Source organism: Candidatus Bathyarchaeia archaeon, assembly GCA_038883335.1.
In the GTDB taxonomy this organism is placed as follows: Archaea; Thermoproteota; Bathyarchaeia; order Hecatellales; family Hecatellaceae; genus JAVZMI01.
In genome coordinates this window covers 1-25740 of sequence record JAVZMI010000001.1, presented here as the reverse complement: position 1 = coordinate 25740, position 25740 = coordinate 1, and the positions used below count along the sequence as shown (strand labels likewise).

Sequence of the window (25740 nt, the reverse complement as noted above, 5' to 3'; positions counted from 1 at the left end):
ATTAGCCACCGTTATTTAACCTGCGTCACTTTCATATACCATTAAAATATAGACTACTAGAAACGTGAGCGGGCATTTGACGAAGTATATCTTTGTGACAGGCGGAGTTCTATCTAGTGTGGGGAAGGGTGTTACCGTAGCCTCGATAGGGAAGATGTTGCAGGTAAGAGGTTTCCATGTGACTGGTATCAAGATAGACCCCTACGTAAATGTTGATGCTGGAACGATGAACCCCCTGATGCACGGGGAGGTTTTCGTCACGGAGGACGGCGGCGAGACTGACCTAGACCTCGGCTGGTATGAACGGTTTCTAGACCTCAATATGCGGAAGGACCATTATATCACAACAGGGCAGGTCTACGGCGCTGTGATCGAGAAGGAGAGGCGTGGCGACTATCTTGGACGATGCGTGCAGATCGTCCCTCATGTCACAGACGAGATTAAACGGAGGATTCGCTCTACGGCTGAAAGAACGAAAGCGGATATTGTGTTGACGGAGATTGGTGGAACTACTGGCGACATAGAAGGGTTACCCTTCCTAGAGGCAATTCGCCAACTCAGGTTAGAGGAAGGCTTCATCAACACTTTATTTGTTCACGTTGCGCTAGTTCCAGTCCTTGAGACTACTGGAGAGCAGAAGACTAAGCCGCTACAACATAGTGTTAACGAGTTGAGGAGGATAGGGATTCAGCCTGATTTGATAGTTTCAAGGTGTATAACGATGATAGAGCCTGAGGCTCGGAGAAAGATAGCCCTATTCTCCAGCGTGGAGGAGAGAGGAGTCTTCTGCTCGCCCACGCTGAGCAACATCTACGAACTTCCAATAATCTTCGATAGGCAGGGTATGGGGGACTATATCCAAGAGCGGTTGGCTCTCCCGAAGAGAACTTTCAGTTGGGAGGAATGGGACGAAATTTTGAGAGGATTCAGGGAGACCCGAGGAAGGGTCACAGTAGCTCTCTGCGGGAAATATGCTAACCTCGCCGATGCCTATGTCAGCATCAATGAGGCGTTGAAACATGCTGCTGCAAGTTGTATGGTAAAGTTAGAGCTTAACTGGATTGAGACAGAGCTCTTCGAAGATGATCCTGAGAAGTTAAAGTTGCTCAGTAATTACGATGGTGTAGTTGTCCCGCCTGGTTTTGGCGTTAGAGGGACTGAAGGTAAGATTGCGGCAATTAGATATGTGAGGGAGAACAATATTCCTTTCCTCGGCATCTGCTTCGGTTTTCAGCTCGCTGTGGTGGAGTTCTCCAGAAACGTCTGTAAACTCCCTGAGGCTAACAGCACCGAGAACAACCCTAAAACGCCTAGCCCTGTCATAGATCTATTGCCTGAGCAGAGGGAGTTGAAGGAGAAGGGTGGCACTATGAGGCTCGGAGCCCACGAGGTTTACATCAAGCCAGGGACCAAAGCCCACCAGCTCTATGGAGAGGATAGGGTACTTGAGAGGCATAGGCATAGGTTCGAAGTCAATCCAAAATATTGGAGAATACTGGAGAGTGGAGGCTTGGTCTTCTCTGGGAGTAGCGACGGCGGCAGAAGGGTCGAGATCTTCGAACACCCTAAGAACCTCTTCCACATGGGGACGCAATTCCACCCCGAGTTCAAGAGCCGCCCAGGCAGACCAAGCCCTATATACCTGGGACTGATCAAAGCATGCCTAGAGGCCCAGCGTAGGGGTAAAGCCCCTTGAAGGTAACTCCTATAGCATTCGACTCCTTGGGCACACGAAGCATGTGCACCCTTGTCGAGACCAAGGATACTAGGTTACTCATAGACCCAGGTGCAGCCTTGGGGCCGATGCGTTATGGATTGCCGCCACACGAGCTCGAGTGGGACCGCCTCGCCTCACATTGGAGACAAATCGTTGAGTTGGCGAGAAGCACCCAAGTTCTAATAGTCACTCATTACCACTATGACCATTATAACCCAGACGACCATGTGGAAGTCTACGGCGGTAAAATTGTATTAGTCAAGCATCCGACGGAGAAGATAAACAACAGCCAGAAAGTCAGGGCTGCATATTTTCTTGGGCAGCTGAAGAAGTTCCCTCCAGCCAAACTGGCATATTGCGATGGATGCGATTTCACTTTCGGGCGAACCTTGATCAGGTTTTCACAGCCAGTCTTCCATGGCACTAGTTCGAGGCTCGGCTATGTGGTTGAGGTTCTGGTGGATGAGGGAGGAGTGAAGTTCATACACTCCTCTGACGTAGAGGGCCCCAGCCAGAAGGATCAGGTTAGATTCATCTTGCAAAATAAACCAGACCTTCTCATACTCGACGGCCCCATGAGTTATATGGCAGGCTACCGTTACAGTTTCGAAGACCTTGAAGCCTCGGTTGAGAATATGGTGAAGATCGTGAAGGTGTGCCCGTTGGAGACATTGGTGGTGGATCACCACATGCTCAGAGACCTCAACTGGAGGGAACGAGTAGAGAAAGTATTCAAGGTTGGGGCTGAGAGAGGCGTGAAAGTTGTCACTGCGGCGGAGTATATAGGCATCACACCGGATATGCTAGAAGCAAGGAGGAGTGAACTCTATAGGAGGGATCCCTGGCGGAAGACCTGCGACTCACCCTAGAAAAAATAAACGACGGATAGTACACCGCCATTTCCTTCCACTACCAAGCAACCGTTGAGTTTTTAGTGTGCTTAAGAGTGTGAAACTCCAGATACGCAGATGATGCCCTCTAGGAGGAGCTTCAAGGACTACTTAAGAGGAACACTTACACTCGAAGAACTGAACTGTTTAAGGTCATCCCTCGAGATTATTGGTGATATAGCCATATTGAAGCTCCCAGAGGCGCTAACAGGAAAACAGAGTGTGATCGCCGAAGCCATCATGAGCTGGAACCGCCATATCAAAGTCGTCCTGAAGCAGACAAGTCCTGTACGTGGGGAATTCCGCCTACGAGGCCTCAGCTGGGTGGCAGGTGAGCGACGTACTGAAACTGTTCACCGTGAGCATGGCTGTCAGTTTATGATAGATTTAACTAAGGCTTACTTCTCCCCGAGGCTCCAGTTTGAGAGAAAACGTGTGGCTGAGCTTGTCAAACCTGGAGAGACCGTCTTGAACATGTTCGCAGGCGTAGGCTGCTTCTCCATCCTAATAGCAAAATTGGCCAAGCCAGCCAAGGTTTACTCGATTGATTTAAACCCCACCGCAATAGAATATCTAAATCAAAATATTAGGCTGAATAAGGTTGAGGACGTGGTAATCCCTATTCTAGGGGATGCTAAGGAGATAGTCTCCCAACATGTAATTGGCCCCGCCGACAGGGTTCTTCTACCCCTCCCCGAGAAAGCGTATGAGTACTTAGATGTGGCCCTCTCAGCTCTTAGTGGTGGAAGGGGCACCCTCCACTACTACGACTTCGTGAAGACATGTGACTCTCACAGCTACCCAAAGCCTCTAATCGAAGCTGTTATCTCTAAGCTACGTGGATTGGGAGGCACACCCTTGCTTGAAGGATGGAGAACAGTTAGATCTGTGGGGCCAGGCTGGTATCAGGTCGCCCTTGACATAAAATGCTGCAAAAGTCAGGGATTATCTGTACGGCATAGAGGCTAGGGGGCCCATTTTAGAAGCTGGGTAGGTAGCAGATGATACTGTTGATAACTTTGAGGTGGCTGCAGAGTTTAAGGATTGGGCGAGGTTATGGCTCGGTCGCTCAGGCGGTTTATGAAAACTTGCAAAAGTTGGTGTTATAATGAAAAGTAATGGAAGAATATATTAGTATCTTCAAGTTTTTATTGGGGATGATTAAAAGTTTGCTCATCGACAAAAATGCGGAGTAGATACGGTTTGGAGAGCCGGATAAAAGAGCACCCAATCCTAACCTTCAAGAGAGGCAAAGAGGTCAAGATAACCTTCAATGGTAGAGAGGTAATAGCGTATGAGGGCGAACCTATAGCTGCAGCCCTCTACGCCGAAGGTGTCAGGATACTTACCCACAGTTTGAAATATCACAGGCCAAAGGGATTCTTCTGCGCCATAGGGAAGTGTTCTTCTTGCCTTATGCGGGTAAATGGGGTGCCTAACGTCAAGACTTGCGTGACTCAGGTGAAGGATGGAATGGTCGTCGAGACGCAGAGGGCGCGTAAATCGGTTTTAGAGAACATACTTATCTTGGCTGACAGGTTCAAACCTCTACTCTACGCTGGTTCCCAATATCACATGTTAACGGGCTCTAAGCTTGGGTGGAGATTAATTCAGAAGGTTATCAAGTCGACGGTTGGCTTCGGTGAATTCCCAAATCCGAACACACCGTCTGGTAACTTCCAACAATCCGAATCTAGGGAGACGGATCTTGCAGTGATAGGCGGCGGCCCCGCCGGCCTCTCGGCTGCAATCTACGGTGCCAGATTAGGGCTGAACGTGGTGCTAATAGATGAAAATCCTACCTTGGGGGGGCAGCTCGTTAAACAGACGCACCGCTTCTTTGGGTCGAAGGAGTATTACGCTGGGACAAGGGGCTTCGAGATCGGCCGCATGTTAGAGAGAGACCTCAAGGAGGCTGGCAAAGTTGAGGTTCTTCTGAACTCTACGGCGATAGGGATCTACCCCGGCAGAGTTGTAGGGGTGGTTCAGAAGAGCGGATTCTGCCAGGAGCGCCTCGTGAAGGTTAAAGCTAAGAGAATCGTCGTGGCGACAGGTGCCTACGAGCGGACACTAATCTTCGAGAATAATGACCTCCCAGGGATCATGGGGGCTGGTGGTGTTCAGACTTTAATGAATGTTCACGGAATAAGGCCTGGGAGTAATGGTTTGATAATTGGGGCTGGGAATGTGGGACTAATCTTAGCTTACCAACTTCTCCAGGCTGGTGTCAAAGTCTCGGCGATTGTGGAGGCTATGCCAAGGATAGGAGGCTACTTTGTCCACGCAGCCAAGGTCAGAAGGATGAAGGTGCCAATCTACACAAGCCACACCATTCTAAGGGCTTTGGGACGGGAGAAGGTGGAGGGTGCTGTAGTAGCCCAGCTTGACGAGAAGTGGAAGCCTATCGCAGGCAGCGAGAAGAGAGTAGAATGTGACTTCATTTGTGTAGCCGTCGGGCTCAGCCCAAGCTTCGAGTTTCTGTACCAAGCTGGCTGCGACCTTCGATACGTTCCTGAGCTTGGAGGGATAGTTCCCTACCAAAACGAGTTCATGGAGACATCGCAGGAGGGCCTCTATGTGGCTGGTGACACCTCTGGTGTAGAAGAAGCCACCGCCGCGATATTAGGTGGGAGGATAGCGGGTCTCTCAGCTGTGTTAAGCTTATCCAGAGGAGGCGAAGAGGTGGAGCAGCTACGCTCAAAGTTCGTGAAGGATTTGGAGGATTTCAGACGTAATCCCATAGGGGAGAGGATCATGGAAGGCAAGAAGAAGGTCAAGCTCAAGAGGTGACTGTATTGGGCGAATACATGAAGCGAGGAGCCATCACCTCTAAGGAGCTGTTGGACACTCCTACGCTCGAGAGGCTGAAGAGGGGGTGGGTTGCCGTAATTGAGTGCCCCCAAAGTATACCGTGTGATGCGTGCCTCCACGCTTGCCAGCAGAAAGCCGTCAAGATGGAGCGCATATGTGATGTTCCAAGACTTGATCTAGAGAAGTGTATAGGATGCTCTAAATGTATGGACGCCTGCCCAGGTCTAGCTATCTTCATGATGGGACTCAGTGAGACTGGGAAAATTCTCGTCACAATCCCCTACGAGCTTCTAACCTCACTAAAGAGTGGAGACCTCGTAAAGGCGCTAGATAGGGAGGGTAACGTTATTGGCGAGGCAAAGGTTGTTAGGGTCTTCACGCTCAAGGGGACGACAAAATCAACCTACGTGACGGTTGAGGTAGATCCCAAAATAGGTTTTGAGGTGCGATTCATAGAGGAGTAGGGTGAGCATGAAAGAGAGGAAAGTAGTCTGCTTGTGTGAGGACATAAGCGAAGATGAAATAAGAGACGCCATAAGACTGGGATTCGACGACATTGAGACTCTAAAACGTTATACCGGCGCTACGACAGGACCATGCCAAGGGAAATTCTGTCTGCTACACCTCCTCAGAATCTTGGCTGCTGAGAAGGGGCTTAAGATGGATGAGATGCGTATAACAACTGCTAGGCCGCCAAATAGGCCTGTTTTGATCGGAGCCTTGGCTGGTGAGTCGAAGTGATGGGGAAGGCTGATGTCGTTGTGGTGGGGGGTGGTGTAGTAGGCCTCTCCACAGCCTACAACTTAGCAAAAAGGGACGTGAAGAAGGTTGCAGTCTTAGAGAGACGGTATGTGGGCAGCGGCGCCTCAACTCGGAATGCCTGCGGCATTACAGACCAGCTCGGCGCGAAGGAGAACATCGCCCTAGCCAAGGAGAGCAAAAAGATCTACGAGAACCTATCAAAGGAGTTAAGCTTCAATATACTTTATGTGCGAGGGGGCGGCCTCATAATCGCAACCACGGAGAGGGAGGCTAGAATCCTTAGAGATAATGTCGCAACGCAGAACTCATTAGGAGTTAACAGTCGCCTCCTCACTCCGGGGGAAGTGAGGGAACTAGTCCCGTGCATAAATGGAGAGGCTGTAATTAATGCCTCCTACGACCCAACTGACTGCAAAGCTCACCACGACGCTGTCGTCTGGGCATATGAAAGAGCCGCTAAAAGACTTGGCGTCGAGATAAACACCTACACGGAGGTGAAAGCGATAGAGGTGGAGGGCGGAAAGGTTAGGTCTGTAATTACTGATAGGGGTGATGTCGAGACTGAAGTAGTCGTCAATGCCGCGGGGATGTTTTCTAGCGATGTGGCAAAGATGGCTGGCATTGAACTTCCGATCAAGCTACGTAGGGTTGAGGCAATGGTAACCGAGTCTCTGAAATATTTCCTAGATCCTAGAATCCTCTCGTTGAATGAGCACCTTTTCCTCACTCAGACTCTGAGGGGGGAATTGATGGGCGGAATGGCTGTTGACGAGAAGCTACACGATGTAACATTACAATCCAGTCTGAGCTTCCTTGAAGCCTTTTCCAAAAAGATAGTCAAGCTCATACCGCGGATGCAGTTTCTTAACATGATACGCCAGTGGGTTGGCTACTTCGACGTAACCCCAGACGGCAGCCCGATTATCGGCCCTGTTGATGAGGTTGAAGGGTTTGTCCAAGCCAATGGCTTCAATGGTTACGGTTTCACTTTGGCGCCTATTATTGGGAAGCTAGTGGCAGAATGGATAACGACTGGTAAGACAAGCATCCCCATAGAGCCCTATAACCTTAACAGATTCAAGGAAGACAGATTACTACCTGAGAATACAGTTTTCCATTAGGCCACCTTGAGAGAGGACGACTAGATTCGACGAATGGTATTACATGTGACGCTCTTTGATTCTCAAACACCGAAGCTTAGGGTAAGCTCACGACTACGGTGTATGGTAAACATAGACGCAAAAGCATCACTTCCGCTTTCGAAGGAGAATCCCTTATAGGCTGAGCTGCGAGGAGACTTGCGCCTTTACAGTAACCAGCCAAGTTTGGGCGATAAAATCATTAAATTTATGAGTTCAGCTCGTCCAAGATTTTGAATCAACATCCTCCGCGGGCTTGAAGAAGTATCGCGGCCACTTCGGCCATGTGGGGTGGACATTGGTATCGAAGCTCACGGTCATCTCCTGCCCGATTTTTAAGGGTCTGCCACTCGGGGAATGGATGACGCCTAGTATTCGGGGGCCTTCCTCTAACTCTACAATACCCACCGTGTAAGGCGCCATAGCTCGAAATTGCGGAGGCGCAACATGGATTATTGTGTACGATAAAAGTTTACCTTTACCCTTGAGCACGACCTCCTCAAAGTTTGAGGAATAGCAGTGAGGACAGAGGGGTCTTGGTGGAACTAGAAGTTTATTGCACACTCTACACTTGCCAGCCACAAGCTTCCCTTCAGCTATGGCCTTATAGAAACTCTCTATAGTGTTATGGGACGAAGCCACTTCAGGCAACCCTCCTGTATATGTGAACTACTGCGGATGCCCCACTCCCTCCCACACAGTGAGTTAGACCAATCTCCGCCCCCTCCACTTGCCTATTACCTGCTTGGCTCGTCAACTGGAGATAGATCTCGTAAGCTTGAGACACACCAGTGGCTCCAACAGGGTGCCCCTTAGACTTCAGCCCCCCACTCATGTTAACAGGAAGCTTCCCTCCATGCTCAGTGACACCCTCGTCCACTAGGCGGCCTCCCTCGCCACGCCCACAAAAACCTAGATCCTCGTAGGCGATCAGTTCGGCGATCGTGAAGCAGTCGTGAACTTCGGCTACATCGATATCCTTTGGCGTGAGGCCAGCCATCTGGTAGGCTTGGCGTGCTGCCAACGAGGCCGCCCTGAGGGTGGTGAGATCCTCCCTCTCATAGAGACCTATAGTGTCGCTGGCTTGACCTGTGCCGACTATGTAGACTGGAGTATCGGTGTACTTCCTAGCCAACTCAGGTTTAGTGAGGATGAGACAACTGGCCCCGTCAGTTATCAAAGAACAGTCATAAAGTTTGAGCGGCCAAGCCACCACCTTCGAAGATAAGGCTTTCTCTAATGTGATCTCCTTCTGCAGATGGGCTTTGGGATTCTTGGCTCCGTTACGGTGGTTCTTCACCGCCACCTTAGCCATCTGCTCTTCCGTCGTGCCATACTTATCCATATGCGCAGTGGCCATAAGAGCAAATAGGCCTGGGAAAGTTAACCCTTGCCACTGCTCGAAGGGGTAATCTGCAGCCATGGCCAGCGACTCAGTTACCTCGGCGGTCTCCCTATGTGTCATCTTCTCGATACCCCCCACCATTACCACGTCGAAAAGACCTGATGCCACTGCGATGACTCCACACCTCAATGCTGCAGCTGAGGAGGCACAAGCAGCCTCAACCCTTGTAGCGGCTATCTGAGCAAGCCCAGCCCACCCCGCAGCTACTGGGGCGTTGTGGGATTGATGTTCGAGGCTGCTTCCTAAGAATTGACCTAGAAAGAATGCGTTAATATCTTTCTTAGGGTCTAGATTCGGGCATCTCTCGTAAGCCTCTAGAGCTGCCTCCGCGAAGATCTCCCTACCTAGCCTCCCCTCCAGAGCACCAAATTTAGATGAACCCGCTGAGACTATGGCCGCTAATGGCGCTCCAACCATTCCGATCCTCCTCCAAGTGAAGCCTCTTTAAGCCATGTTGATTTAATAAAAGGTTTCGCTAGTAGGTTACGCCGCCACCTTGAGGATTGAACTAACCTCAAAGTCTCAAACATGCAGCCAATGAAATATGTAGTAGTCTGGGATGCTACCACTAACCTGATAGCTATGAGACCCTAAACGGCTTGTGCAACCTCACCCTGGGCCTCTTCATACTCGTCGTATATTCTAAGCTCCCAGAGGTCGCCTTCACGGATCGGGCGGATGATCATTACATCACACCTGATCGACTCCATGAATGAAGTCAATTCCTCCAAGCTTTTAATGTTTAAATCCATTCCGCCTAGGCGGCCTGTGCTGGTACGGTATACATAAAACTTCACAGGAACACCTGCCTTGACATTTTTGAGGTACAGAGAAGACGAATACATTTATAATTAACTGTTAAAGGTTAGACCCTACTACGCCGCAGTAGCGAGTTATATACTGGGTTACCGTATCGGCGGCTTCTTGAAGATCCTCTTCGCCTATGCCGGGAACCCCGCAGACGATCACGAGCACATTCCTAGTCTTGGTAGTTACCTTCGAGTACTCTCCATCCCTGTATGGGTATATGGAGATTAACCTCTCCTCGTCGGCTATGACTACTTCGCCACCCTTTGTGTACAAAGGGTGGTCCATGGCTATACCTAAAAACTCCTCACCATTGGCCGCGAACCGCAATGTAAGGCGACCCTTTAAGCGGTCTGAGTCGAAAGCCGCCATGGCGATACATGTCTTGACTGAGGCTAAGTTGTAGGAGTCAACGAGGTTGTTTATTGTCGGAAGATGCCTACCTCCGAGAATCCTACGGATTAACGCCTCTGCAGCCGGGCGGATCTTTGTGGGGTCGATACCAATCCCCCAGAAGAAGTCGCGGTATAGGCGGAAGCACCGGATGTCTTTCAACGCCTCGAGTGTATAATGCCCCCGCACATAGTCCTCAACTTTCCGTTTAAACTCCTCCAATGCCTCGTCCCTGCTGGTGACAACAACCCCGTTGATGGGAATCGAGAGTACTTCCAAGTCTGGGAAGTGATTTCTAAGTCTAGGCTCCGTAACTAAACTCACAGATATCCCCTGGCTGTTCGGTACGGGTAAGTTTGAGCGTATTCATGCATGGAAAAGTTGAATGTGACCTATGGTTTAGCTTGAGTGCTCTTCCATGCTCGCCAATTCCGTTGCACAGTCATCACAAGCGAGCTTCCCCTCAACTTCCCTAAGCACCTCCGACCATTGGCCGCAAATCTCGCAGTAACCAATGAGAGTGGTTGACGTCTTTGGCGACGTCACCTTCATGCCCAACCTAGCCTTTTCAGTAATTATCTCTACTAGAGCTGGTGTTACCCTCAGGATGTCCCTGCTTGAGATTATGCCTATGAGTTTAGCTCCATCCATGACAACCAGCCGCCTCAACCCCAACTTATTCATAATTCGTGCTGCCTCATCTATCCCTTTATCTGACGAAATTGTTGCAATAGGTGAGGACATTATATCTGCCGCCCTCAGTTTTGAGGGCGCGGTACCCTTAGCGAATACACGAATCACGATGTCCCTATCCGTAATTACGCCTACAGGCTTCTTTTCCGAGTCCAGGATTACGACGCAACCTATGTTATGCTTCTCCATTAGCTTAGCTATCTGTCCAATCTTCTCATCCTTGCCTGCAGTTACTACTGGGGAGCTCATAGCCTCCCTAACTTTTACAAACGGATTTGCAGCCATCGCCAAACTCACCTATACACTATGATGGAACTTCTATTTGCGCCACTATTTTATCTTTCTCTTCGACTCTAAATCTGGGGATAGCTGTGCCTTACCGAATGGTATCAATGCGATGAAACTCTCCAAAGGTAGCTTCGCAACTTTAATGCCCAGCTCCCTAGGAAGCTTTGAGACCAGTTTTGCCCTTATATGCGAGGCCAACTCTTTTGCTGAGAGGTCGCCTGGCATAATTCCAATATAGCTCTGAGTGATAGCCCTTACAGCTGTGAGAGGGCCGCTTACTATTTCAGGTTTCCCGTCCACTTTGACACCAATGGCCAACATTAGAGGAAGCCCATGAAGGTAGTTACGTGGACCATAGATCATAAAGGCTCCTTTTGAAAGGTACTCTCCTGAAGGAGCTTTCTTGCTCACTTGGCTCGCTTTAACCCAGTATGCGTCGGCTGAGCCTAGACCTTCACGCCAAGCTCTACTGTAAGAGACGGTGAACTGAGCAGCTTCCGCTATAGTTACTTCGGAAGGCGCTCGTCCACCAGTCTTGATTACCGCGAAGGGTGAACCAGGCAAATCAGCATGGAGCACCAAATCACCTTCTTCAACGTATCTCCTAATAAGTGCCTCGTTAGACGAGGCGTCTCTGCCGCAGACTACCAAAAAGCCTTCGGACGAGGTGAAGAAGCGGTATTTTTCATACCACTTCTTCTCAGGAAGCTGCTGGGGGCGCTCAAGAGTTTCCAACTCTTTGGGGACCTCCGCTCTGATGCCCTCTATTCTCCTCTTGGTCTCCCCAATGGCTGCCTCCACAGACTTGATCTTTTCCTGCAACTGTTTGGACCGCTGGTAGTATGCTGAAGCATTCTCATAGATTGACTTATCCAACTCGAGGTGAAAATCACCAGCTTCGGATTTCACTTTCAAACTTTTCTTCGCTTGATCTATACTTATGAGGGCGGAGGAGATGTGCTCATCCTTCTTTGCCTCTTCTTCTATCTGTGACCAGCTCTTTCCAGTCTGCCTTTGACGGTTTACCCAGTCGATGAGATTTTGGAGCTCATATGATTGACTGTGAATATACTCACCTATACGCCTACAGATCTCTGCCTCGCCCTTCAACTCGGTTAGTTTTGAGGTTTGTTCCATGAGTATACGTTGCTGCTCTGCGATCTTAACTTCATAGTCACTCACACGTCTCCTAACTTCGCCCTCGAAAGCGAGACGAGTAAAATACTCGTCTAATGCTTCGTTTAGAGAAGTGAAACGTTTCACGGAGAGAGCTGAATAGAACTGGAGTGGGAAGGGTGTTACGTCTAATGTTTCCCCAGCCTCGTTGAAGACGATGCAGGGTTCGGGATGATCTAACTTCTCCACCGTCTTCGAGATCGCTTCATAGAGACGGTTAAGCTCTGCATCTGTAAGGCGATCGCACTCGGCGTTCTTGTCAATGCCAGCTGAGAGCACAAACTCCTCTGCATAGAGACCGCCGATTGCAAGTAACCGCGTGAGCGCTCTGATGACCGACCCCTTAATCTCCCTAATCCTTGCTAGATCCTTCAATTGTAAACTGCGCGGGTCTAAGCCGCTGGGGTTAGGATATATAAACCGCTCACGCCTGAGGATCACTCTATCCTTCTGCTTTCTATAGCTTAATGCATGTAGAATCTCATCTTCAGACCCTAAGAGTATTATGTTCCCTTTACTGAAAAGTTCGACAATCAACCGGTAGGTTTGATTGGGCTTAGAGGCTGTAATGTAGATTAACCTTTCAAAGTCGTGTTGTCCTATATTCTGAATTTTGCTGTTAGTGAGGTATTTACGGAGGGCTGAACAGAAGACAGAGGGGGTTTTAGGCTTCTCCAACTCGTACTTTGTGGTGTAGGCGCATCTACCCGACCTGAGAACAAGCTGTTTTGTAGTGTCTCCCGGCTTGTTCAGCTTCAACACCAATGTCGAAGGATTAACTTGATATATGTTGTCAATATAATAACCAGAGAGTTCGCTGTCTAGCTCCCTGGAAAGTACAACTATATCAAATGCAGTTAGAGACTCTTTCAACCACTCAACACACCCCGAGGTTAAATAGATTGAAGCCCGTGGAGAGACTTTGGTGGCTCAGGTTTTCCTTAGCGATTATAATGGGAGTCATAAGCGGCGTGATGAGCTTCACCCGAATAGCCACAACATCCACAGCCTTCATACCCGCAATCATGGCTATATTGGTCTATACTGCAACCTATTTTGCGGCGAGATACCTTCTAGGTATAACGCCTGACAGCCTACCGAAGCGAAGTGACATTGTAATAGCTGGACTCGCCCCCTACTTTATATGCTGGTTCATGGTCTGGGTGCTGACTATCACAATTCTACCGCGTTAAGTAGTTGACGAATCAGTTTCCTGAACTGAGAGCCCCCTCTCTGCCCTATCTCCCTGCATATTTTGAAGCCCATTTCGACCTATAAATCCCATCAGATCAAACCACGCGGAGAAGAAGCCGCGATCAAACTCAGAGAAGAGAAGGTCTCTAGCTTTGTCCTGGAATTCTCTTTGAAGCCTGGCTATGTTCTCCTTGTCGGTCTCTAGCCTGTTGATAAAAGCGTAACGGTCATTCCTTCCCCTATATGCCAACAAAACACCTTCCAAAGCTGTGATGTAACCTTTGAACCACATAGATCCAGGAGGGTTCTCCTTAAGTTTATAGAGGATGCGTTCTGCCGCGGCGAAATCCCTATTGAAGGTCAATTGAAAAAACCTTGTTACAAGGAGCTGCGAGATTCGCAACTGAACTCACCGCCTAACCTTCTCTTCGCTTGGAACATCCTCTATGCCGTTCTCCGTTATCTTGAATAAACATTCCTCACCTTCCGGTAGGGATGGACTCACCACGAGCCTAGCAATTCTAACTCGCGGAGTCGAAGCCTTCCTAAGGAAGATCCTGGTGTGACTGGTGTGGGCTAAGATGTGCCCACCCGCGGGGCTAACTACATCAGACAGGAAAGCATCGGGCCTCGCCATAACCTGGTTCGTAACTACCCCCACTGCGTTAAAAGCCCTTGTTAATCTGACTAGGCGGTGGAGATGTTTATCCAGCCTCTGTTGTCGTTCAGCCAAGCTCTCCCTACCAATATACTCGCTCCTAAAATGTGCTATGAGAGAGTCTAGGATTATCAAACGGATATTATGTTCTTTTAGCTTCGCATCAGCGTTATCCAGTAGATAGGCTTGATGATCCGTGGTCAGGGCTTCGGCGTATATAATATTACTTAGAACTTTATCTGGGTTGAGGCCCATCCGTTCGGATATCTGGACGATCCGTTCAGGCCTGAAGGTATTCTCACTATCTATGTAAAGAGCCCCACCCTCAAGCCCCCCACGTTCACGGGGGAGTTGAATGTTGACACATAACTGGTGGCAGATCTGAGATTTACCAGTCCCAAACTCCCCATAGATCTCAGTTATAGACTGGGTCTCCATACCTCCCCCAATTAGAGCGTCGAGGGCTCGGCTGCCGGTACTCAGCTTCTCAACTATCGAGCGCATCTTCAGATACTCGTCGGCTCTTAGGAAGGGCGCCGAGATTAGGCATTTCCTAGCCTCCGTTACAATGGAGTACGCAGACTTGTCGCCTAAGACTTGAGTTAACTCTTTTAGGCTGGCTGTCGCAAGGGATTCCACAGTCGTGTAACCCAGCTTTCTAAGTTTGTCGGCTGTCGCTGGGCCCACTCCGGGGAGTTCATATATGTCCCTGTAAATTACCTTCGAACCTTGGGGAAGCTCTTCATCGCTACTCAACGAAGCAACTCTCGCTTTTCTAAACTGGGAGAAGTACATATTGCTGCTATTTAAAATTTAGAGGTAAGTAAAGCTATTTGAGAGCGTCGCGCAAAACCTGTATAGTGGGCGGTTCATGGAGATACCAGATCTTACAGCCTCGCTAGTTACATTAATTAACATGCTCCACTAGAGTTAGAAAGGGCGTGAAGTTTGATCATCCCCTGCGGAGTTGGACGTTTGGCTATGGTAAGTAAATTATGATTAAGCACAAAGTCTTCATTCTATAGCGAATTGATGGTCACCTTGTCGCGAAGTTTAGAACCCGTACACCTAGTCAAAAATCCTTCCACAGCAGAGGCTGCTTCACTTCTACAGGACGCCTTTCCGAGGCACCTAGTAACTCTCGTTATAGGACATTGCAGAGCTAATTATGAAGGCAGAGCCTCGTCTACGTTAAACTGGGGAGACCGTATCCTAGTGGTCAAAGCAGATGGCTCACTCCTTGTACACAGGCCGTGGGGCTATGAGCCAGTAAACTGGCAACCCCCAGGTTGCATACTACAGGCGGGAGTAACTCCCGAGAGGGAACTTAAGCTGCGGGCTACGAGGCTTCAGCCTAGGGAGGTTATTGAAGTTTTCTTCGATAGAGTATACCTTGTAGTTGTTTCGACTCTAACTGATGAGGGAGAGTTCTCGCTTCATGTCTCCGAGCTGGACGCGAAGAGGGCGATCCTCCATGAGCCTAGCATTATCGAAGAAGGCTTTAGTCCACTCTCTGAGGAGAAGAGTCTTGGAGAGTCAGGCTTCGTCGACATATTTGGAGAAGACCGCCAGAAGAACTTCGTCGTGGTTGAGTTGAAGAGGGTTCCGGCTGGGAAGGAAGCAGTCTTACAGCTTGGGCGTTACATGGAGGCGATCCGGGAAAGAATGAACAGGCCTGTTCGAGGTATAATAGCCGCTCCAGGTCTAAGTAAAGAAGCGCAACTTCTATTGGAGCGACTCGGTCTAGAATATAGAGAGATCTCACTTCACAGGTGTTATGAGATTCTTAGGTTGTCTAAGGCTAGGAAGATTGACGACTTTATAGGGAAGGATTAAAACCTTCCAATAATAGACGCCAACCTTGACTGAAGCGTGGGCCAAAAAAAGGGAGATCAGAGAGATTAGCGACTCTACAGCCGGGCTCTATGACGAGATGCACGCAGAAGAGCAGAATGCAAAATACTCTGAGGCTGTGAAATATCTCAACTTTGCAGGCGTAAGAACTATACTGGATGCAGGGTGCGGCACCGGGCTCTTCGTGGAATACTTAGGCGATATTGGTTTAGAGATCTTCGGAGTAGACATCTCGATTGAGCGATTGAAGATAGCACATGCCAAGTTTCATGACCGTAACAAAGTGTTCTTCGTTTGCGGTGACACCGATTATATGCCCTTCTCAGACGGCACTCTTGATATGGGGGTCGCCTTTACCTTAATAGATAGCCTACCTGAACCCTCAAACACATTAAAAGAGTTCACCAGAGTTCTTAGGAGAGGAGCCCAGCTTGTAGTTTCAAGTTTGAGGAGTACTAATAGCCCAAGCATCTTGGAAATTTTACTCAGGTCTTCTAACCTGAAACTCGTTAAGCTGATTGATAGAGAGGAATTAAAAGATTTCATAGCGGTCTGCAAAAGTTAAATCTACACGCAAACGTTTATATGAATAGAGGTAAGCTCATAGTGCAGACTGGGAAAGGTTGATCCAATATTGGAAGCGGTGAAAAGGCCTTTAGTCCTTTTGAATAAAAGCTTGAACAACTATGTGATGGTCAAACTTAAAAACGAATTAGAATATAGGGGAAGACTGGCTCAATGCGACAATTTCATGAACTTGATCCTCCATGCTGCAACGGAGTACAACCTCGGCGAACCTGTCGCGGAGTATGGTAATATCTTCATCAGAGGGAACAATATAATTTATGTCTGCATCGACGCCAGCCAGATCTAACTCCTAGTCTCTCGGGGGAATGCTTCTGGGTGGATTTATAGTAGAGAAGCTTGAGACTAAACCTGTGAAGAGACAGGGTGTTGAGATAGTTGAGAGGAAAGGTAGGGGACACCCTGATTATATCGCTGACGCAGTCTCTGAGAGTGTCAGCAGGGAATTATGCAAGTTTTACAGGGAGAATCTAGGATACATCCTCCACCATAATGTAGACAAGGGGCTTGTTGTAGGGGGGCGAGCTTCCCCGAGGTTTGGGGGAGGTGAAGTTGAGGAGCCTATCTATGTTGTAGTTGCTGGTAGAGCTGTAACTCAGGTATCGGTGGGCACTAACACTGTGAAGGTTCCGATGGGTAATTTGACCACTAACGCTATGAAAGAGTTTTTCAAGCGAAACTTTAGGTTTCTAGACGTGGAGAAACATGTCGTGGTGGATCATAGAATAAGAGAGGGATCTGTCGACCTTGTTAGAATCTTCGATAGAAGCCGAAGTGTACCTTTGGCGAACGATACCTCATTTGGCGTAGGCTTCGCACCATTAACCCAAACCGAGAATCTAGTCTTCAACGTGGAAAGATACTTGAACTCTGAGAAGTTCAAGGGGGAACTCCCGGAGGTTGGGGAGGACATAAAAGTTATGGGTCTCAGGAAAGGCAGAGATCTGCGGCTTACAATATCCGCGGCCATAATTAGCTCCCTCACTCCGGACGCAAGCCACTACCTCAGTGTTAAAGAGGAGGTTAAGAGACGGGTAGAAGACTTCGCGGCGAAGATGACAAACTATGATGTGGAGGTCGATGTCAACGTTGGCGACAACCTGCAGGCCGGAATATATTATCTAACAGTTACTGGAACATCCGCCGAGAGGGGGGACGATGGAAATACGGGCAGGGGCAATAGGATGAACGGTTTAATCACGCCCTGCCGCCAGATGAGCTTAGAGGCGACTGCCGGCAAGAATCCTGTCAACCATGTAGGTAAGATCTATAATGTTCTCGCTAAGCTTATAGCTGAGAAGATCAGCCGCGAAGTCAAGTTTGTAGAGGAGGTATACGTAAAGATTTTGAGTCAGATTGGGAAGCCGATCACTGAACCGCTCATAACTCATGTACAGCTGGTGCCCGAGAAGGGATTCAGCCTCGAAAACACATACGCTGATGTGCAGTCTATTGTTGAGGAGGAGTTCAAGAATCTCTCCACTATAACCGATCTGATCTTAGATGGCAAGGTGGATCTCTTCTAGTCAACGCGGTCTTTATATGATTTTCTCTGTCCTATACTGAGAGATTAGTTTCTCCAGCATTCTAGCTCTTTCAAGCCTCTGTACATTCTTAAAGTTCTCAATTGCTTTACAGAGATCCTCAGACTTGACGTAAGGGGTCTCACCAAACCAGAGGATTTGAAGTTCCTTACTGTTGATAACTGGGAGGTTTACCTTCAGAAATTCTTCAAAGGCTGGGTGTGATATATTTGAGCCTACTATCACTGCCCTCACACCCTTTTCAATCAGAAGCCTAGCCGTCGATGAACCTCCTCCACTAGCATCCTCCAAGAGCAGAACCTCACCTGAGTTGATCCCGACCCTCTTGGAGACCTCCTCAATCTTGTCTTGTGAGAAGGCTGGGATAACCTTTAATATCTCAACTTCACCCCTCCGCTTCATCTCCTCGAGATCCTCTGGAATCAACGGTTTAGCCTTAGCCAACTTCTCCTCGAGTTCATCTATTCTTCTCCTGAGATTTAGGATCTCAGAGTTCAGCCTCCTGTACTCTTGTTCTCGCCTAATCTCAAGACGCTCTCCCGCTTCCACAGCAGCCAATTTTCTGCGTAAAGCCTCCGCCTGCAATTTAGCCTCATGAAGCTCCTGAAGCCTCCTCTCATTCAATCTTCGGAGTCTAGCGATGAGCATGTTCTGGTCTTGAATTTTTGCTTTCAGGTTCGCGATGAGTGTGAAGGTGGAGTTGACCTTAACCTTTAAAGCCTCATGTGGTACAGTCTCTGCTTCAACTTTGCCCCTTTCCTCCTCAACCTTAATGATGCCTACAGCTTCAGCGATGGTGAAGCCTTTAACTATCAAACTTTTAACCTCTTCCAACGGAATTTTGATGCCTTTCTCCTGTACATGGACTTCTGCTTGTGTAAACTTATTCTTGAAGTGGTTGAAGGCTTTTAGTGCGGCTGCTAACGCGTCCTTCTGGTGACTATCTTCCAGCTCAAGCTTCTGGCTTAAAGCGTATTCCTGTACGAGTTTATGCTTCTCTGCGGCTGGCATTTGGGTTGGGAAGGTGAAGATGACAGCTTCAAACTTCCTAGCGATGTTCTCGGCGAAGTCAGGTGGTGCTTGGACATCGGTGGCAACTATTACAGGATCGCCCTTATCTGCTATAAGGGCTATTAGGTCCAGTTTTGAGATTCCCCTGTAGCTCTCGATGAGGATAGGTTTTCCCTCTAGGGATATAACCGCGAGGCCGCAGGTCATCCCAGGGTCTATTCCAACGATTATCTTACGCTTACCTATACCCTGCACCCCTACCTAACATGAAATATCGACATGGTGCTATCTAACAGTATCGAAGTTTACAGGTTCAAAAGGTTTATTAGAGACATGACCATGAAAGCGGTTTAAAGGTGTTGAAATGGCTGAGTCTAAAGAGGGGGGCATAGAGTACAAATGCCTAAGGTGTGGAAGGCGAATCACATACAATGAATTGACTACGATGCTAGAGCTGAAATGCCCAAACTGTGGATACCGCGTTCTTAAAAAGACAAGACCCCCGGTAGTTAAGCACGTCAAAGCTCGCTGAGGCTAGCTCTTACTCCTGAAGCTTTACTCAGAGGCATCAAGGTTTTATATAGAGCTTCCATGAGTTGTTGCAGCGCCTCCTCGCTCCACGGTTTACTCCGCCTCGTGGTTACAACCATGTTAACGCCCTTAATCTTCTTCAGGACTTTTAAATTTATAAGTTCAGGGTTTGGGTGAAGTATTACCTTTTCATACCTCTGAGCTTTAAGGTATGCGGCTATCTTCCTCGCCGAGTCTACTTTCATCTCTTCATCGAAGGGTTGAGCTGCCTCAAACTGTGATAGAGGGAACACCTCCTCCAACTCTAAGGGGATTACTCCAAAAGGTGGTGTATAAGAGCATACATGGATAAGCTCTAAGCCGCCCACCTTCTTGAGAAGCTTCTTCACTTGCTCATACTCTTGGGACATGCTGAATGGTTTCGATGTACCTTGAGGTAGAAGGAGTAGAACGTCGAGACCTTCGGGGCGTATATAATTCGCAGTTAGGCTCTCCTGATGCCTTAGAACTTCCGGCCTATAAAGGCTGGTGGTGCCGAATATGAATAATCCCCGACGTTTACTCACTGGTGTATATCGCAAAAAGTAGTTTGCATGCTTTGAAAACCCCTTCAGAGCTTGAAGAAGCGAAGGGTGACTTCTAGCTCTCAACTCCAACAGTTCCCAGAGTCTACCATCCCGTATAGCTTGCTTAACACGGTTGACTTCGGAGAGGCAAAGATAGAGGTTATGCCGCGCAAGTAATGCCTCCCTCTCTTCGGGCTGTTTATCTCTCAGCTCTTTAGGTGTAGTTTGGCTGCATATAGGACAGACGCATGGAAAATACTCCAGATTCTCAAGTCTAACTGTCCCGCTCTCAACAATGTATCGACCCTCGCGAGCGTAAATGGCGTAAGCGGCGGAGTCGAAGAGATCACACCCTAAAGCCACCGCGAAAGAGAAGATTAGAGGATGACCTGCACCGAATAGGTGCAGAGGTTTATTGGGTGGAAGATTCACCTTGGCGCTCATGATCATGTCTACGAGGGTCTCGAAATAGTAGTGCTCCATAACCTCCGTCGGACTCCCAAGGGCGTATATGTGAAAAGGTAGCTCAGCCATTCTCTGCGCTGAGGATGCAACCAAGTCAAGATGCCTCCCCCCCTGAACTGGGCCAACCCAGAGGATATCCTTGCGGGTCAGACTCTTAAGCGACTCCTCTGCTCTCTTAAGAGTCTCCTTGACCGTCTTCTCCGCGTATGCGTGATAGGACTCCCAGCTGGTTGGGATGTCCAGTATGACAGCGATGTCTGTGTTGATCTCCTCTTGAAGCTTCACTATCTCCAGTGGAGACACGGATACCTTGCCATACCGTAGTAGCTGGTATGCTCCGGAGTCGGTCATGATAACTCCTGGGAAGTCTAATAGGCTGTGTACATCTAGTCTCGGAATGTCTAGGTGGCGCTTTATTATGTACGAGTTTGTTATAACTGCCTTTAACCTAAATTTCTCCCATATCTCACGAGGCGGTATCTTTTGGATTGTGGGGTTGATTACTGGAAGGAACGCTGGTGTCTCTATTGCCCCGCTCTTTGTTGCCAGCTTCCCGATCCTGCCCAGGAGATCTCTGTCTAAAACCTCGAAAGACAACTATAACAACTCCGTGGCTGTTTTAAATTCTTTAGGGGGCTATGTTGTCTTGGATTTTGCCCCAAACTAGGCCGGTATGATTGCAAGGCACATGGCGACTATGTGAAGCCTATGTTAAAAAATCGATGAACTTCAACATAAGATTCTCTGGCACTATTTGACTGCAACCTCCTTTAAGAATTCATCATAAACCTTCCGAGCTCGGTCGGCAGCTGGACCTGTGCCTTCTATTACACCGTTCTCATTAAGGCGGATCTTATCCATGACTACTATCACACCTACATCCTCGTAAAGTCTCACCAGCCTAGGGAAGACCCTCTCCAACCTTTCAGCAAGCTTTCTCAGATCCAAAGGCTTTTCTACAGCTGAAAACTGCACTACTGTAGATCCGTTGATGAACAGTTTGGGTAGGGTTTTACCTTCCTCATCCTTAGCGTCCGTGAGGACTAGGCTGAGGGTTGCAGGGTCAAAACCTGTAAGATTGCCAACATATCTCTTATTCGTTGTTGTGACTACGTTGACAGTCTTCTGGAGTAGGGCTGCCATCTCGTCAAAGAATCTCTTCGCCCCTATTGAAGACATATACTCACCAACCGAAAAAGCCGCTTCTTATATTTATTATATTTTATTTCTTTTATTCTCTTAAGAGAGTGACTACAGGTTGCGAACCGGCTTCAGGTTGGTTAAAGCTCTCTTTTCATATAGAAGAATTTTGGGACAAGAAAAACCCTTCACTATATACAGGTATATTTTAATAAAAAATATTTTTATATAGCCACCTCGATTTCCTTTCCCCACGAGAACAAGTAGCGAGAGGATAAAACTGGACAAGCCAGCTAAATTCAAATTAGAGGAACTACGAACAGACTTAGCCTTCATAAAGAACCTTGAGTTAACCATAGGTAAAGTATCCTTAGAAGAGGACTGGGAACGTCTAGGACCCACACCAACTCCCTCACTCCTCGACCTCCGCAGATGGGATATGAGACTTCTAGCCAGATATAGACCCTTCTACGCACCCATATGTGATATGTGCTGTCTCTGCACGTATGGGAAGTGCGACCTATCCCGCGGCAGACGGGGAGCCTGCGGGATGGACATAGAGGGACAGCAAGCCCGAATCGTGTTATTAGCCTGTTGCATGGGTGCCGCCGCACACACCGGCCACGCAAGACACCTGCTAGATCACCTAATCGAGAAGTTCGGCCCAGATACGCCTCTCGATATGGGTAAGGAGATAGCTGTCGAGGCACCGCTGACCAGAACTATATACGGCATTAAGCCTAAGACCTTAGACGATTTGAGAGAGGTTCTCAACTGGTGTGAACAGCAGATCGTCCAGGCTTTGAGTGCCACCTGCATCGGGCAGGAGGCAGATCCAATAGACTTTGAGTCAAAAGCTCTCCACATAGGAATGGTAGACCATGTCGGGATGGAGATAGCTGATATCGCTCAAATAGTCTCATTTCATTTCCCGAAGGGAGAGCAGAACGCTCCACTTGTGGAGCTCGGGATGGGAACTGTTGACAGAAGCAAGCCTGTAATCCTGTGTATAGGTCACAATGTGGCCTCAGGAGTCGAGGCAGTTGACTACCTTATATCTTCAGGGCAGAATGGCCAGGTTGAGATGTGTGCATTATGTTGCACCGCCCACGATTTAACAAGGCATGGGGAGGCTAGGGAGGTCAGGGCTAAGGTCATAGGGCCTCTGAGCCAGACTTTACGTTTCGTGCGAAGCGGCATAGCAGATGTGATAATGGTTGATGAGCAGTGTGTGAGGGTTGACATACTCCTTGAGGCGAAGGCTAGAATGACGCCTGTAATCGCAACTAACGACAAGATCTGCCTTGGACTCCCCGATAGAACAGGAGATCCCGTGGATGCTATAGTGGATGATTTGGTCAATGGGGCGCCAGGAGCTCTGATTGCGGACGTTAAGAAGGCTGGAGAGGTAGCCGTGAAGACAGCGATAAAACTGGCGCCCAAACGAGCCAGATTCAAAGGGCAGACCATGACCATGGAGGAGCTACATAGCTACTGCTCGAAGTGTACAGCGTGCGAGGAATGTAGAAGGGTCTGCCCAAATAACCTCCCGCTACCTGAAGCTATCCAGTCAGTGGCTAAACTCACAACGCCAGAGGAGCTTGAAAAATATGAGGCGGGTAAGACTGCAGAGAACCCAGTCGAGAAACTATCAAACCTATATGAAGCGTGCTTAATATGTGGCCGCTGCGATTACGCCTGCCCGCAGAAGATACCAATCCAGTCCCTTATCTCGAAGGCGGCCGAGAGCGCCATAGCAGGAGAGAAGCATAAGTTAAGAGTTGGTAAGGGCCCGATCCTTGACACTGAGATCCGGGAGGTGGGCGCCCCAATTGTTATGGGTGAGATACCTGGCGTCATAGCCATAGTTGGGTGTCCAAACTACAGGGACAGCTATAAGGATGTGGGAAGGATCGCTGAGGAGTTTCTGGAGAGGCGATATATAGTGGTCTCCTCAGGCTGTGAAGCCATGGATCTGGCGCGATATAGAACTTTAGACGGTGAGTCCCTTTACGAGAAGTATCCTGGAGTCTTTGATGGAGGCGGTCTAGTAAACACTGGGAGCTGCGTCTCGAACGCCTGGATCTCAGGAGCTGCCGTAAAGATAGCCAGCATCTTCGCTAGGCGAAATATAAGGGCCAACTTTGAAGAGATAGCAGACTACATTTTAAACCGTGTCGGGGCATGCGGAATCTCTTGGGGCGCCATGAGCCAGAAGGCGGCCTCTATAGCCACGGGCTTCAACAGGTTAGGCATACCGGTAATCGTCGGGCCGCAGGGGTCAAAATACCGTAGAATGTATCTCGGCAGGAAGGATCGTGAGGAGGATTGGTATGTCTACGACGCTAGAACCGGGGATAAAGTCTATGTGGGGCCAACCTTTGAGCATCTGATGTTCGTAGCCGAGACTGTGGAGGAGTGCATAGTGATGGCAGCAAAGCTCTGCCTACGGGCGAATGACACAGCGAAGGGGAGGATGATAAAGCTGAGCCATTACATAGAGCTTCATAAAAAGTATTTTGGATCAATCCCCGACGACATTCACCTCTATGTCCGCACTGTTGCAGACATACCCGCGACCATGAAGGACGAAATATTGGAGGTACTTAAAGCCAAGGGCTGGAAGGAGAGTGCGAGACCGGCTTTAGACCCAACTCTTCTAGAGCGGCTTGTGAGGAAGACGCCAGCAAAGAATGAGTGAGTTGATGATGTCGATCGTTAAGCCTTGGGACAGTGGCAATGTACCTGGGCCTGTGATGGCTAAGATACTAAACAGTAAGATTGCTGTCGAACTCATCCGTGAAGCGAAGAGGCCCTTACTGATAGTTGGAGCAGACTCTGCTGAGGTTGATGTGAAAGGAAAGAAGCTTATAGACTACGCTGTTGAACTCAGTAAGAAGATCCCGCTGGTTACGACAGCCCGTGTAATCAGAGAGTTTGTGAAGCGGGGGATCCAACCGCAGGGTTCGATGCCTTTATCTAACATAACTGACCGGCTCAGGGATGGTGAGTGGATGGGCCTCGACGGGAAAGGCCCCTACGACTTGGTGATCTTTATGGGTATCCACTATTATTTTGAGTCTCAAATGCTTTCCACGCTGAAGCATTTCGCGCCTGCGGTTAGGACTATATCGCTGGATAGGGGATACCAGCCGAACGCCAACTTCTCATTCCCAAACCTACGAGAAGAGAACTGGGGCGAAGAGTTGGAGAAGATAATAAAAGAGCTGGGCTGAAGCCTACCAAGCCAGGTTATAGATAACTCTTTATCTTGCAAAATGGTAGCTTTGGCATGTATCTTATAATAAGCACCGCGCGTAGAGTATAGTGCAGTATTCAGGTAATAATTTGCCTATTTCATAGAGGGCGTCACAATATCGTTCATTCCATCGCGCAGTCTCATCCCCCCAGCCTCGTTCCCTTTTGCCCCACAACCCGAAGTGGCATAGCCACTCCATCTGAGGATTGGATAAGGGCTTTAGAAAAATTCCCCCCCAAGATTCCATCTTCAGCCCGCTTGCTTTAATATGTTGCCTAAGTAAGTTAATGTCATATAATCGTTTATGCCCAACTTTGACATCGTATGGTGTCAAGTCATAGCATTCTTTGATTAATCCCATAATTTTTCCAATTCTCCTATTGAGTGATAGTGCGTTTGGAACTTGAATTACAATATATCCGTCTCTCTTAAGCCATAGTTTAATTTTTTTCAAAGCCTTGACAGGATCTTCGATGTGCTCTAATATGTCGACCATTACGATGCTGTCGTACTTATCTTTCGGCTCAAAATCTTCGATTGTGGATACATAGAAAGTTACACAACTGACATTTTTCTTAGCAATGTCAACCTGAGTTTTTGAAGCATCAACACCATCAACATAAGTGAAATGTTTACAAAGCTCTCGCGTTATAGTGCCATCTCCACACCCTACATCAAGCACTCGCGGACCTTTACATAGTTCTATTAACTTCTTTACCTGATATTTTGCTAAAGTAGCTTCAAAAGGCTCGACTTTTCTTTCCCACACTGTATCATTAAACATAAATTCACTCGTCTACCTTATTTTTCATGTATATGTGGAATACACTCATATCTTTTTTGGAGATAGGT

General features: G+C 48.4%; 26 protein-coding genes. 14 read left to right on the top strand and 12 right to left on the bottom strand.

The window, feature by feature from the left end; genetic code table 11:
• The first annotated feature begins 76 nt into the window (after positions 1-76).
• The 7 genes from QXJ75_00130 (at position 77) to QXJ75_00100 (ending at position 7301) form a co-directional block, all read left to right on the top strand.
• Complete coding sequence (locus QXJ75_00130; protein ID MEM3736488.1) at positions 77-1696, top strand: CTP synthase; 1620 nt, start codon at positions 77-79, stop codon at positions 1694-1696.
• A complete protein-coding gene (locus tag QXJ75_00125) occupies positions 1693-2586 on the top strand; it encodes a hypothetical protein (GenBank protein MEM3736487.1) in 894 nt (297 codons plus the stop codon). The genes QXJ75_00130 and QXJ75_00125 overlap by 4 nt, the downstream gene beginning before the upstream one ends.
• 102 nt (positions 2587-2688) lie before the next feature.
• Entirely contained in the window at positions 2689-3576 is an 888-nt protein-coding gene (locus QXJ75_00120) for a class I SAM-dependent methyltransferase family protein (protein MEM3736486.1), read from the top strand.
• A gap of 216 nt (positions 3577-3792) precedes the next feature.
• A complete protein-coding gene (locus tag QXJ75_00115; GenBank protein MEM3736485.1) occupies positions 3793-5397 on the top strand; it encodes an FAD-dependent oxidoreductase in 1605 nt (534 codons plus the stop codon).
• 5 nt (positions 5398-5402) lie between these two features.
• Entirely contained in the window at positions 5403-5882 is a 480-nt protein-coding gene (locus QXJ75_00110; GenBank protein MEM3736484.1) for a 4Fe-4S binding protein, read from the top strand.
• Positions 5883-5889: 7 nt separating this feature from the next.
• On the top strand, positions 5890-6159 hold the full coding sequence (locus QXJ75_00105) for a (2Fe-2S)-binding protein (GenBank protein ID MEM3736483.1): 270 nt from the start codon (positions 5890-5892) through the stop codon (positions 6157-6159).
• Positions 6159-7301, top strand: a complete 1143-nt coding sequence (locus tag QXJ75_00100) for an FAD-binding oxidoreductase (GenBank protein ID MEM3736482.1) — start codon at positions 6159-6161, stop codon at positions 7299-7301. The genes QXJ75_00105 and QXJ75_00100 overlap by 1 nt, the downstream gene beginning before the upstream one ends.
• Positions 7302-7535: 234 nt before the next feature.
• On the opposite strand, the gene QXJ75_00095 is transcribed toward QXJ75_00100, so the two are convergent.
• From QXJ75_00095 to rqcH, 6 genes are all read right to left on the bottom strand, one after another.
• Positions 7536-7961 carry a Zn-ribbon domain-containing OB-fold protein gene (locus tag QXJ75_00095; GenBank protein MEM3736481.1) on the bottom strand — a complete coding sequence of 142 codons (426 nt, stop codon included), beginning with the start codon at positions 7959-7961 and terminating at the stop codon, positions 7536-7538.
• A gap of 1 nt (position 7962) precedes the next feature.
• Entirely contained in the window at positions 7963-9141 is a 1179-nt protein-coding gene (locus tag QXJ75_00090; protein ID MEM3736480.1) for a thiolase domain-containing protein, read from the bottom strand.
• 173 nt (positions 9142-9314) lie between these two features.
• Positions 9315-9569: a hypothetical protein gene (locus tag QXJ75_00085; protein MEM3736479.1), complete on the bottom strand. Its 255-nt coding sequence runs from the start codon at positions 9567-9569 to the stop codon at positions 9315-9317.
• A 13-nt stretch (positions 9570-9582) separates the two neighbouring features.
• Positions 9583-10248 carry a phenylalanine--tRNA ligase beta subunit-related protein gene (locus QXJ75_00080; protein MEM3736478.1) on the bottom strand — a complete coding sequence of 222 codons (666 nt, stop codon included), beginning with the start codon at positions 10246-10248 and terminating at the stop codon, positions 9583-9585.
• A 75-nt stretch (positions 10249-10323) separates the two neighbouring features.
• Complete coding sequence (locus QXJ75_00075) at positions 10324-10902, bottom strand: CBS domain-containing protein (protein ID MEM3736477.1); 579 nt, start codon at positions 10900-10902, stop codon at positions 10324-10326.
• Between the two features lie 45 nt (positions 10903-10947).
• Complete coding sequence (gene rqcH, locus QXJ75_00070; GenBank protein MEM3736476.1) at positions 10948-12954, bottom strand: ribosome rescue protein RqcH; 2007 nt, start codon at positions 12952-12954, stop codon at positions 10948-10950.
• Positions 12955-12983: 29 nt separating this feature from the next.
• On the opposite strand from rqcH, the gene QXJ75_00065 reads away from it, so the two are divergent.
• Positions 12984-13274 carry a hypothetical protein gene (locus QXJ75_00065; GenBank protein ID MEM3736475.1) on the top strand — a complete coding sequence of 97 codons (291 nt, stop codon included), beginning with the start codon at positions 12984-12986 and terminating at the stop codon, positions 13272-13274.
• Here the strand turns inward: QXJ75_00065 and QXJ75_00060 are convergent.
• Complete coding sequence (locus QXJ75_00060; protein ID MEM3736474.1) at positions 13271-13678, bottom strand: hypothetical protein; 408 nt, start codon at positions 13676-13678, stop codon at positions 13271-13273. The genes QXJ75_00065 and QXJ75_00060 overlap by 4 nt on opposite strands.
• Before the next feature lie 6 nt (positions 13679-13684).
• Positions 13685-14689, bottom strand: a complete 1005-nt coding sequence (radA, locus tag QXJ75_00055) for a DNA repair and recombination protein RadA (protein ID MEM3736473.1) — start codon at positions 14687-14689, stop codon at positions 13685-13687.
• A 276-nt stretch (positions 14690-14965) separates the two neighbouring features.
• On the opposite strand from radA, the gene nucS reads away from it, so the two are divergent.
• The 4 genes from nucS to QXJ75_00035 all read left to right on the top strand — a co-directional run bounded on the left by nucS (position 14966) and on the right by QXJ75_00035 (position 17898).
• Positions 14966-15769: an endonuclease NucS gene (gene nucS / locus QXJ75_00050; protein ID MEM3736472.1), complete on the top strand. Its 804-nt coding sequence runs from the start codon at positions 14966-14968 to the stop codon at positions 15767-15769.
• Positions 15770-15794: 25 nt separating this feature from the next.
• Positions 15795-16352: a class I SAM-dependent methyltransferase gene (locus QXJ75_00045; GenBank protein MEM3736471.1), complete on the top strand. Its 558-nt coding sequence runs from the start codon at positions 15795-15797 to the stop codon at positions 16350-16352.
• Between the two features lie 78 nt (positions 16353-16430).
• Positions 16431-16661 carry an LSM domain-containing protein gene (locus tag QXJ75_00040; GenBank protein ID MEM3736470.1) on the top strand — a complete coding sequence of 77 codons (231 nt, stop codon included), beginning with the start codon at positions 16431-16433 and terminating at the stop codon, positions 16659-16661.
• A 19-nt stretch (positions 16662-16680) separates the two neighbouring features.
• On the top strand, positions 16681-17898 hold the full coding sequence (locus tag QXJ75_00035) for a methionine adenosyltransferase (protein ID MEM3736469.1): 1218 nt from the start codon (positions 16681-16683) through the stop codon (positions 17896-17898).
• 12 nt (positions 17899-17910) lie between these two features.
• Here QXJ75_00035 and QXJ75_00030 read toward each other — a convergent pair whose 3' ends face one another.
• From QXJ75_00030 to QXJ75_00020, 3 genes are all read right to left on the bottom strand, one after another.
• Positions 17911-19182 carry a DUF460 domain-containing protein gene (locus tag QXJ75_00030; GenBank protein MEM3736468.1) on the bottom strand — a complete coding sequence of 424 codons (1272 nt, stop codon included), beginning with the start codon at positions 19180-19182 and terminating at the stop codon, positions 17911-17913.
• Positions 19183-19445: 263 nt separating this feature from the next.
• Positions 19446-21086, bottom strand: coding sequence for a tRNA guanosine(15) transglycosylase TgtA (gene tgtA, locus QXJ75_00025; protein MEM3736467.1), 1641 nt, complete (start codon positions 21084-21086; stop codon positions 19446-19448).
• Positions 21087-21239: 153 nt separating this feature from the next.
• On the bottom strand, positions 21240-21668 hold the full coding sequence (locus QXJ75_00020) for an Lsm family RNA-binding protein (protein MEM3736466.1): 429 nt from the start codon (positions 21666-21668) through the stop codon (positions 21240-21242).
• Between the two features lie 235 nt (positions 21669-21903).
• Here QXJ75_00020 and cdhA point away from each other — a divergent pair, with 235 nt between their 5' ends.
• Both cdhA and cdhB read left to right on the top strand, forming a co-directional pair.
• Positions 21904-24330, top strand: a complete 2427-nt coding sequence (cdhA, locus tag QXJ75_00015; protein ID MEM3736465.1) for a CO dehydrogenase/acetyl-CoA synthase complex subunit alpha — start codon at positions 21904-21906, stop codon at positions 24328-24330.
• Positions 24331-24337: 7 nt separating this feature from the next.
• Positions 24338-24865, top strand: a complete 528-nt coding sequence (gene cdhB, locus QXJ75_00010; protein ID MEM3736464.1) for a CO dehydrogenase/acetyl-CoA synthase complex subunit epsilon — start codon at positions 24338-24340, stop codon at positions 24863-24865.
• Between the two features lie 63 nt (positions 24866-24928).
• Here cdhB and QXJ75_00005 read toward each other — a convergent pair whose 3' ends face one another.
• Complete coding sequence (locus QXJ75_00005; protein MEM3736463.1) at positions 24929-25672, bottom strand: class I SAM-dependent methyltransferase; 744 nt, start codon at positions 25670-25672, stop codon at positions 24929-24931.
• Between the last annotated feature and the right edge of the window lie 68 nt (positions 25673-25740).

Coding starts and splice junctions, on each gene's coding strand:
- QXJ75_00120 (MEM3736486.1), top strand. CDS start 2,689: ATGCCCTCTAGGAGGAGCTTCAAGGACTACTTAAGAGGAACACTTACA.
- QXJ75_00115 (MEM3736485.1), top strand. CDS start 3,793: ATGCGGAGTAGATACGGTTTGGAGAGCCGGATAAAAGAGCACCCAATC.
- QXJ75_00105 (MEM3736483.1), top strand. CDS start 5,890: ATGAAAGAGAGGAAAGTAGTCTGCTTGTGTGAGGACATAAGCGAAGAT.
- QXJ75_00100 (MEM3736482.1), top strand. CDS start 6,159: ATGGGGAAGGCTGATGTCGTTGTGGTGGGGGGTGGTGTAGTAGGCCTC.
- QXJ75_00090 (MEM3736480.1), bottom strand. CDS start 9,141: ATGGTTGGAGCGCCATTAGCGGCCATAGTCTCAGCGGGTTCATCTAAA.
- QXJ75_00085 (MEM3736479.1), bottom strand. CDS start 9,569: ATGTATTCGTCTTCTCTGTACCTCAAAAATGTCAAGGCAGGTGTTCCT.
- QXJ75_00075 (MEM3736477.1), bottom strand. CDS start 10,902: ATGGCTGCAAATCCGTTTGTAAAAGTTAGGGAGGCTATGAGCTCCCCA.
- nucS (MEM3736472.1), top strand. CDS start 14,966: ATGGTCACCTTGTCGCGAAGTTTAGAACCCGTACACCTAGTCAAAAAT.
- QXJ75_00035 (MEM3736469.1), top strand. CDS start 16,681: ATGCTTCTGGGTGGATTTATAGTAGAGAAGCTTGAGACTAAACCTGTG.
- QXJ75_00020 (MEM3736466.1), bottom strand. CDS start 21,668: ATGTCTTCAATAGGGGCGAAGAGATTCTTTGACGAGATGGCAGCCCTA.
- cdhB (MEM3736464.1), top strand. CDS start 24,338: ATGTCGATCGTTAAGCCTTGGGACAGTGGCAATGTACCTGGGCCTGTG.
- QXJ75_00005 (MEM3736463.1), bottom strand. CDS start 25,672: ATGTTTAATGATACAGTGTGGGAAAGAAAAGTCGAGCCTTTTGAAGCT.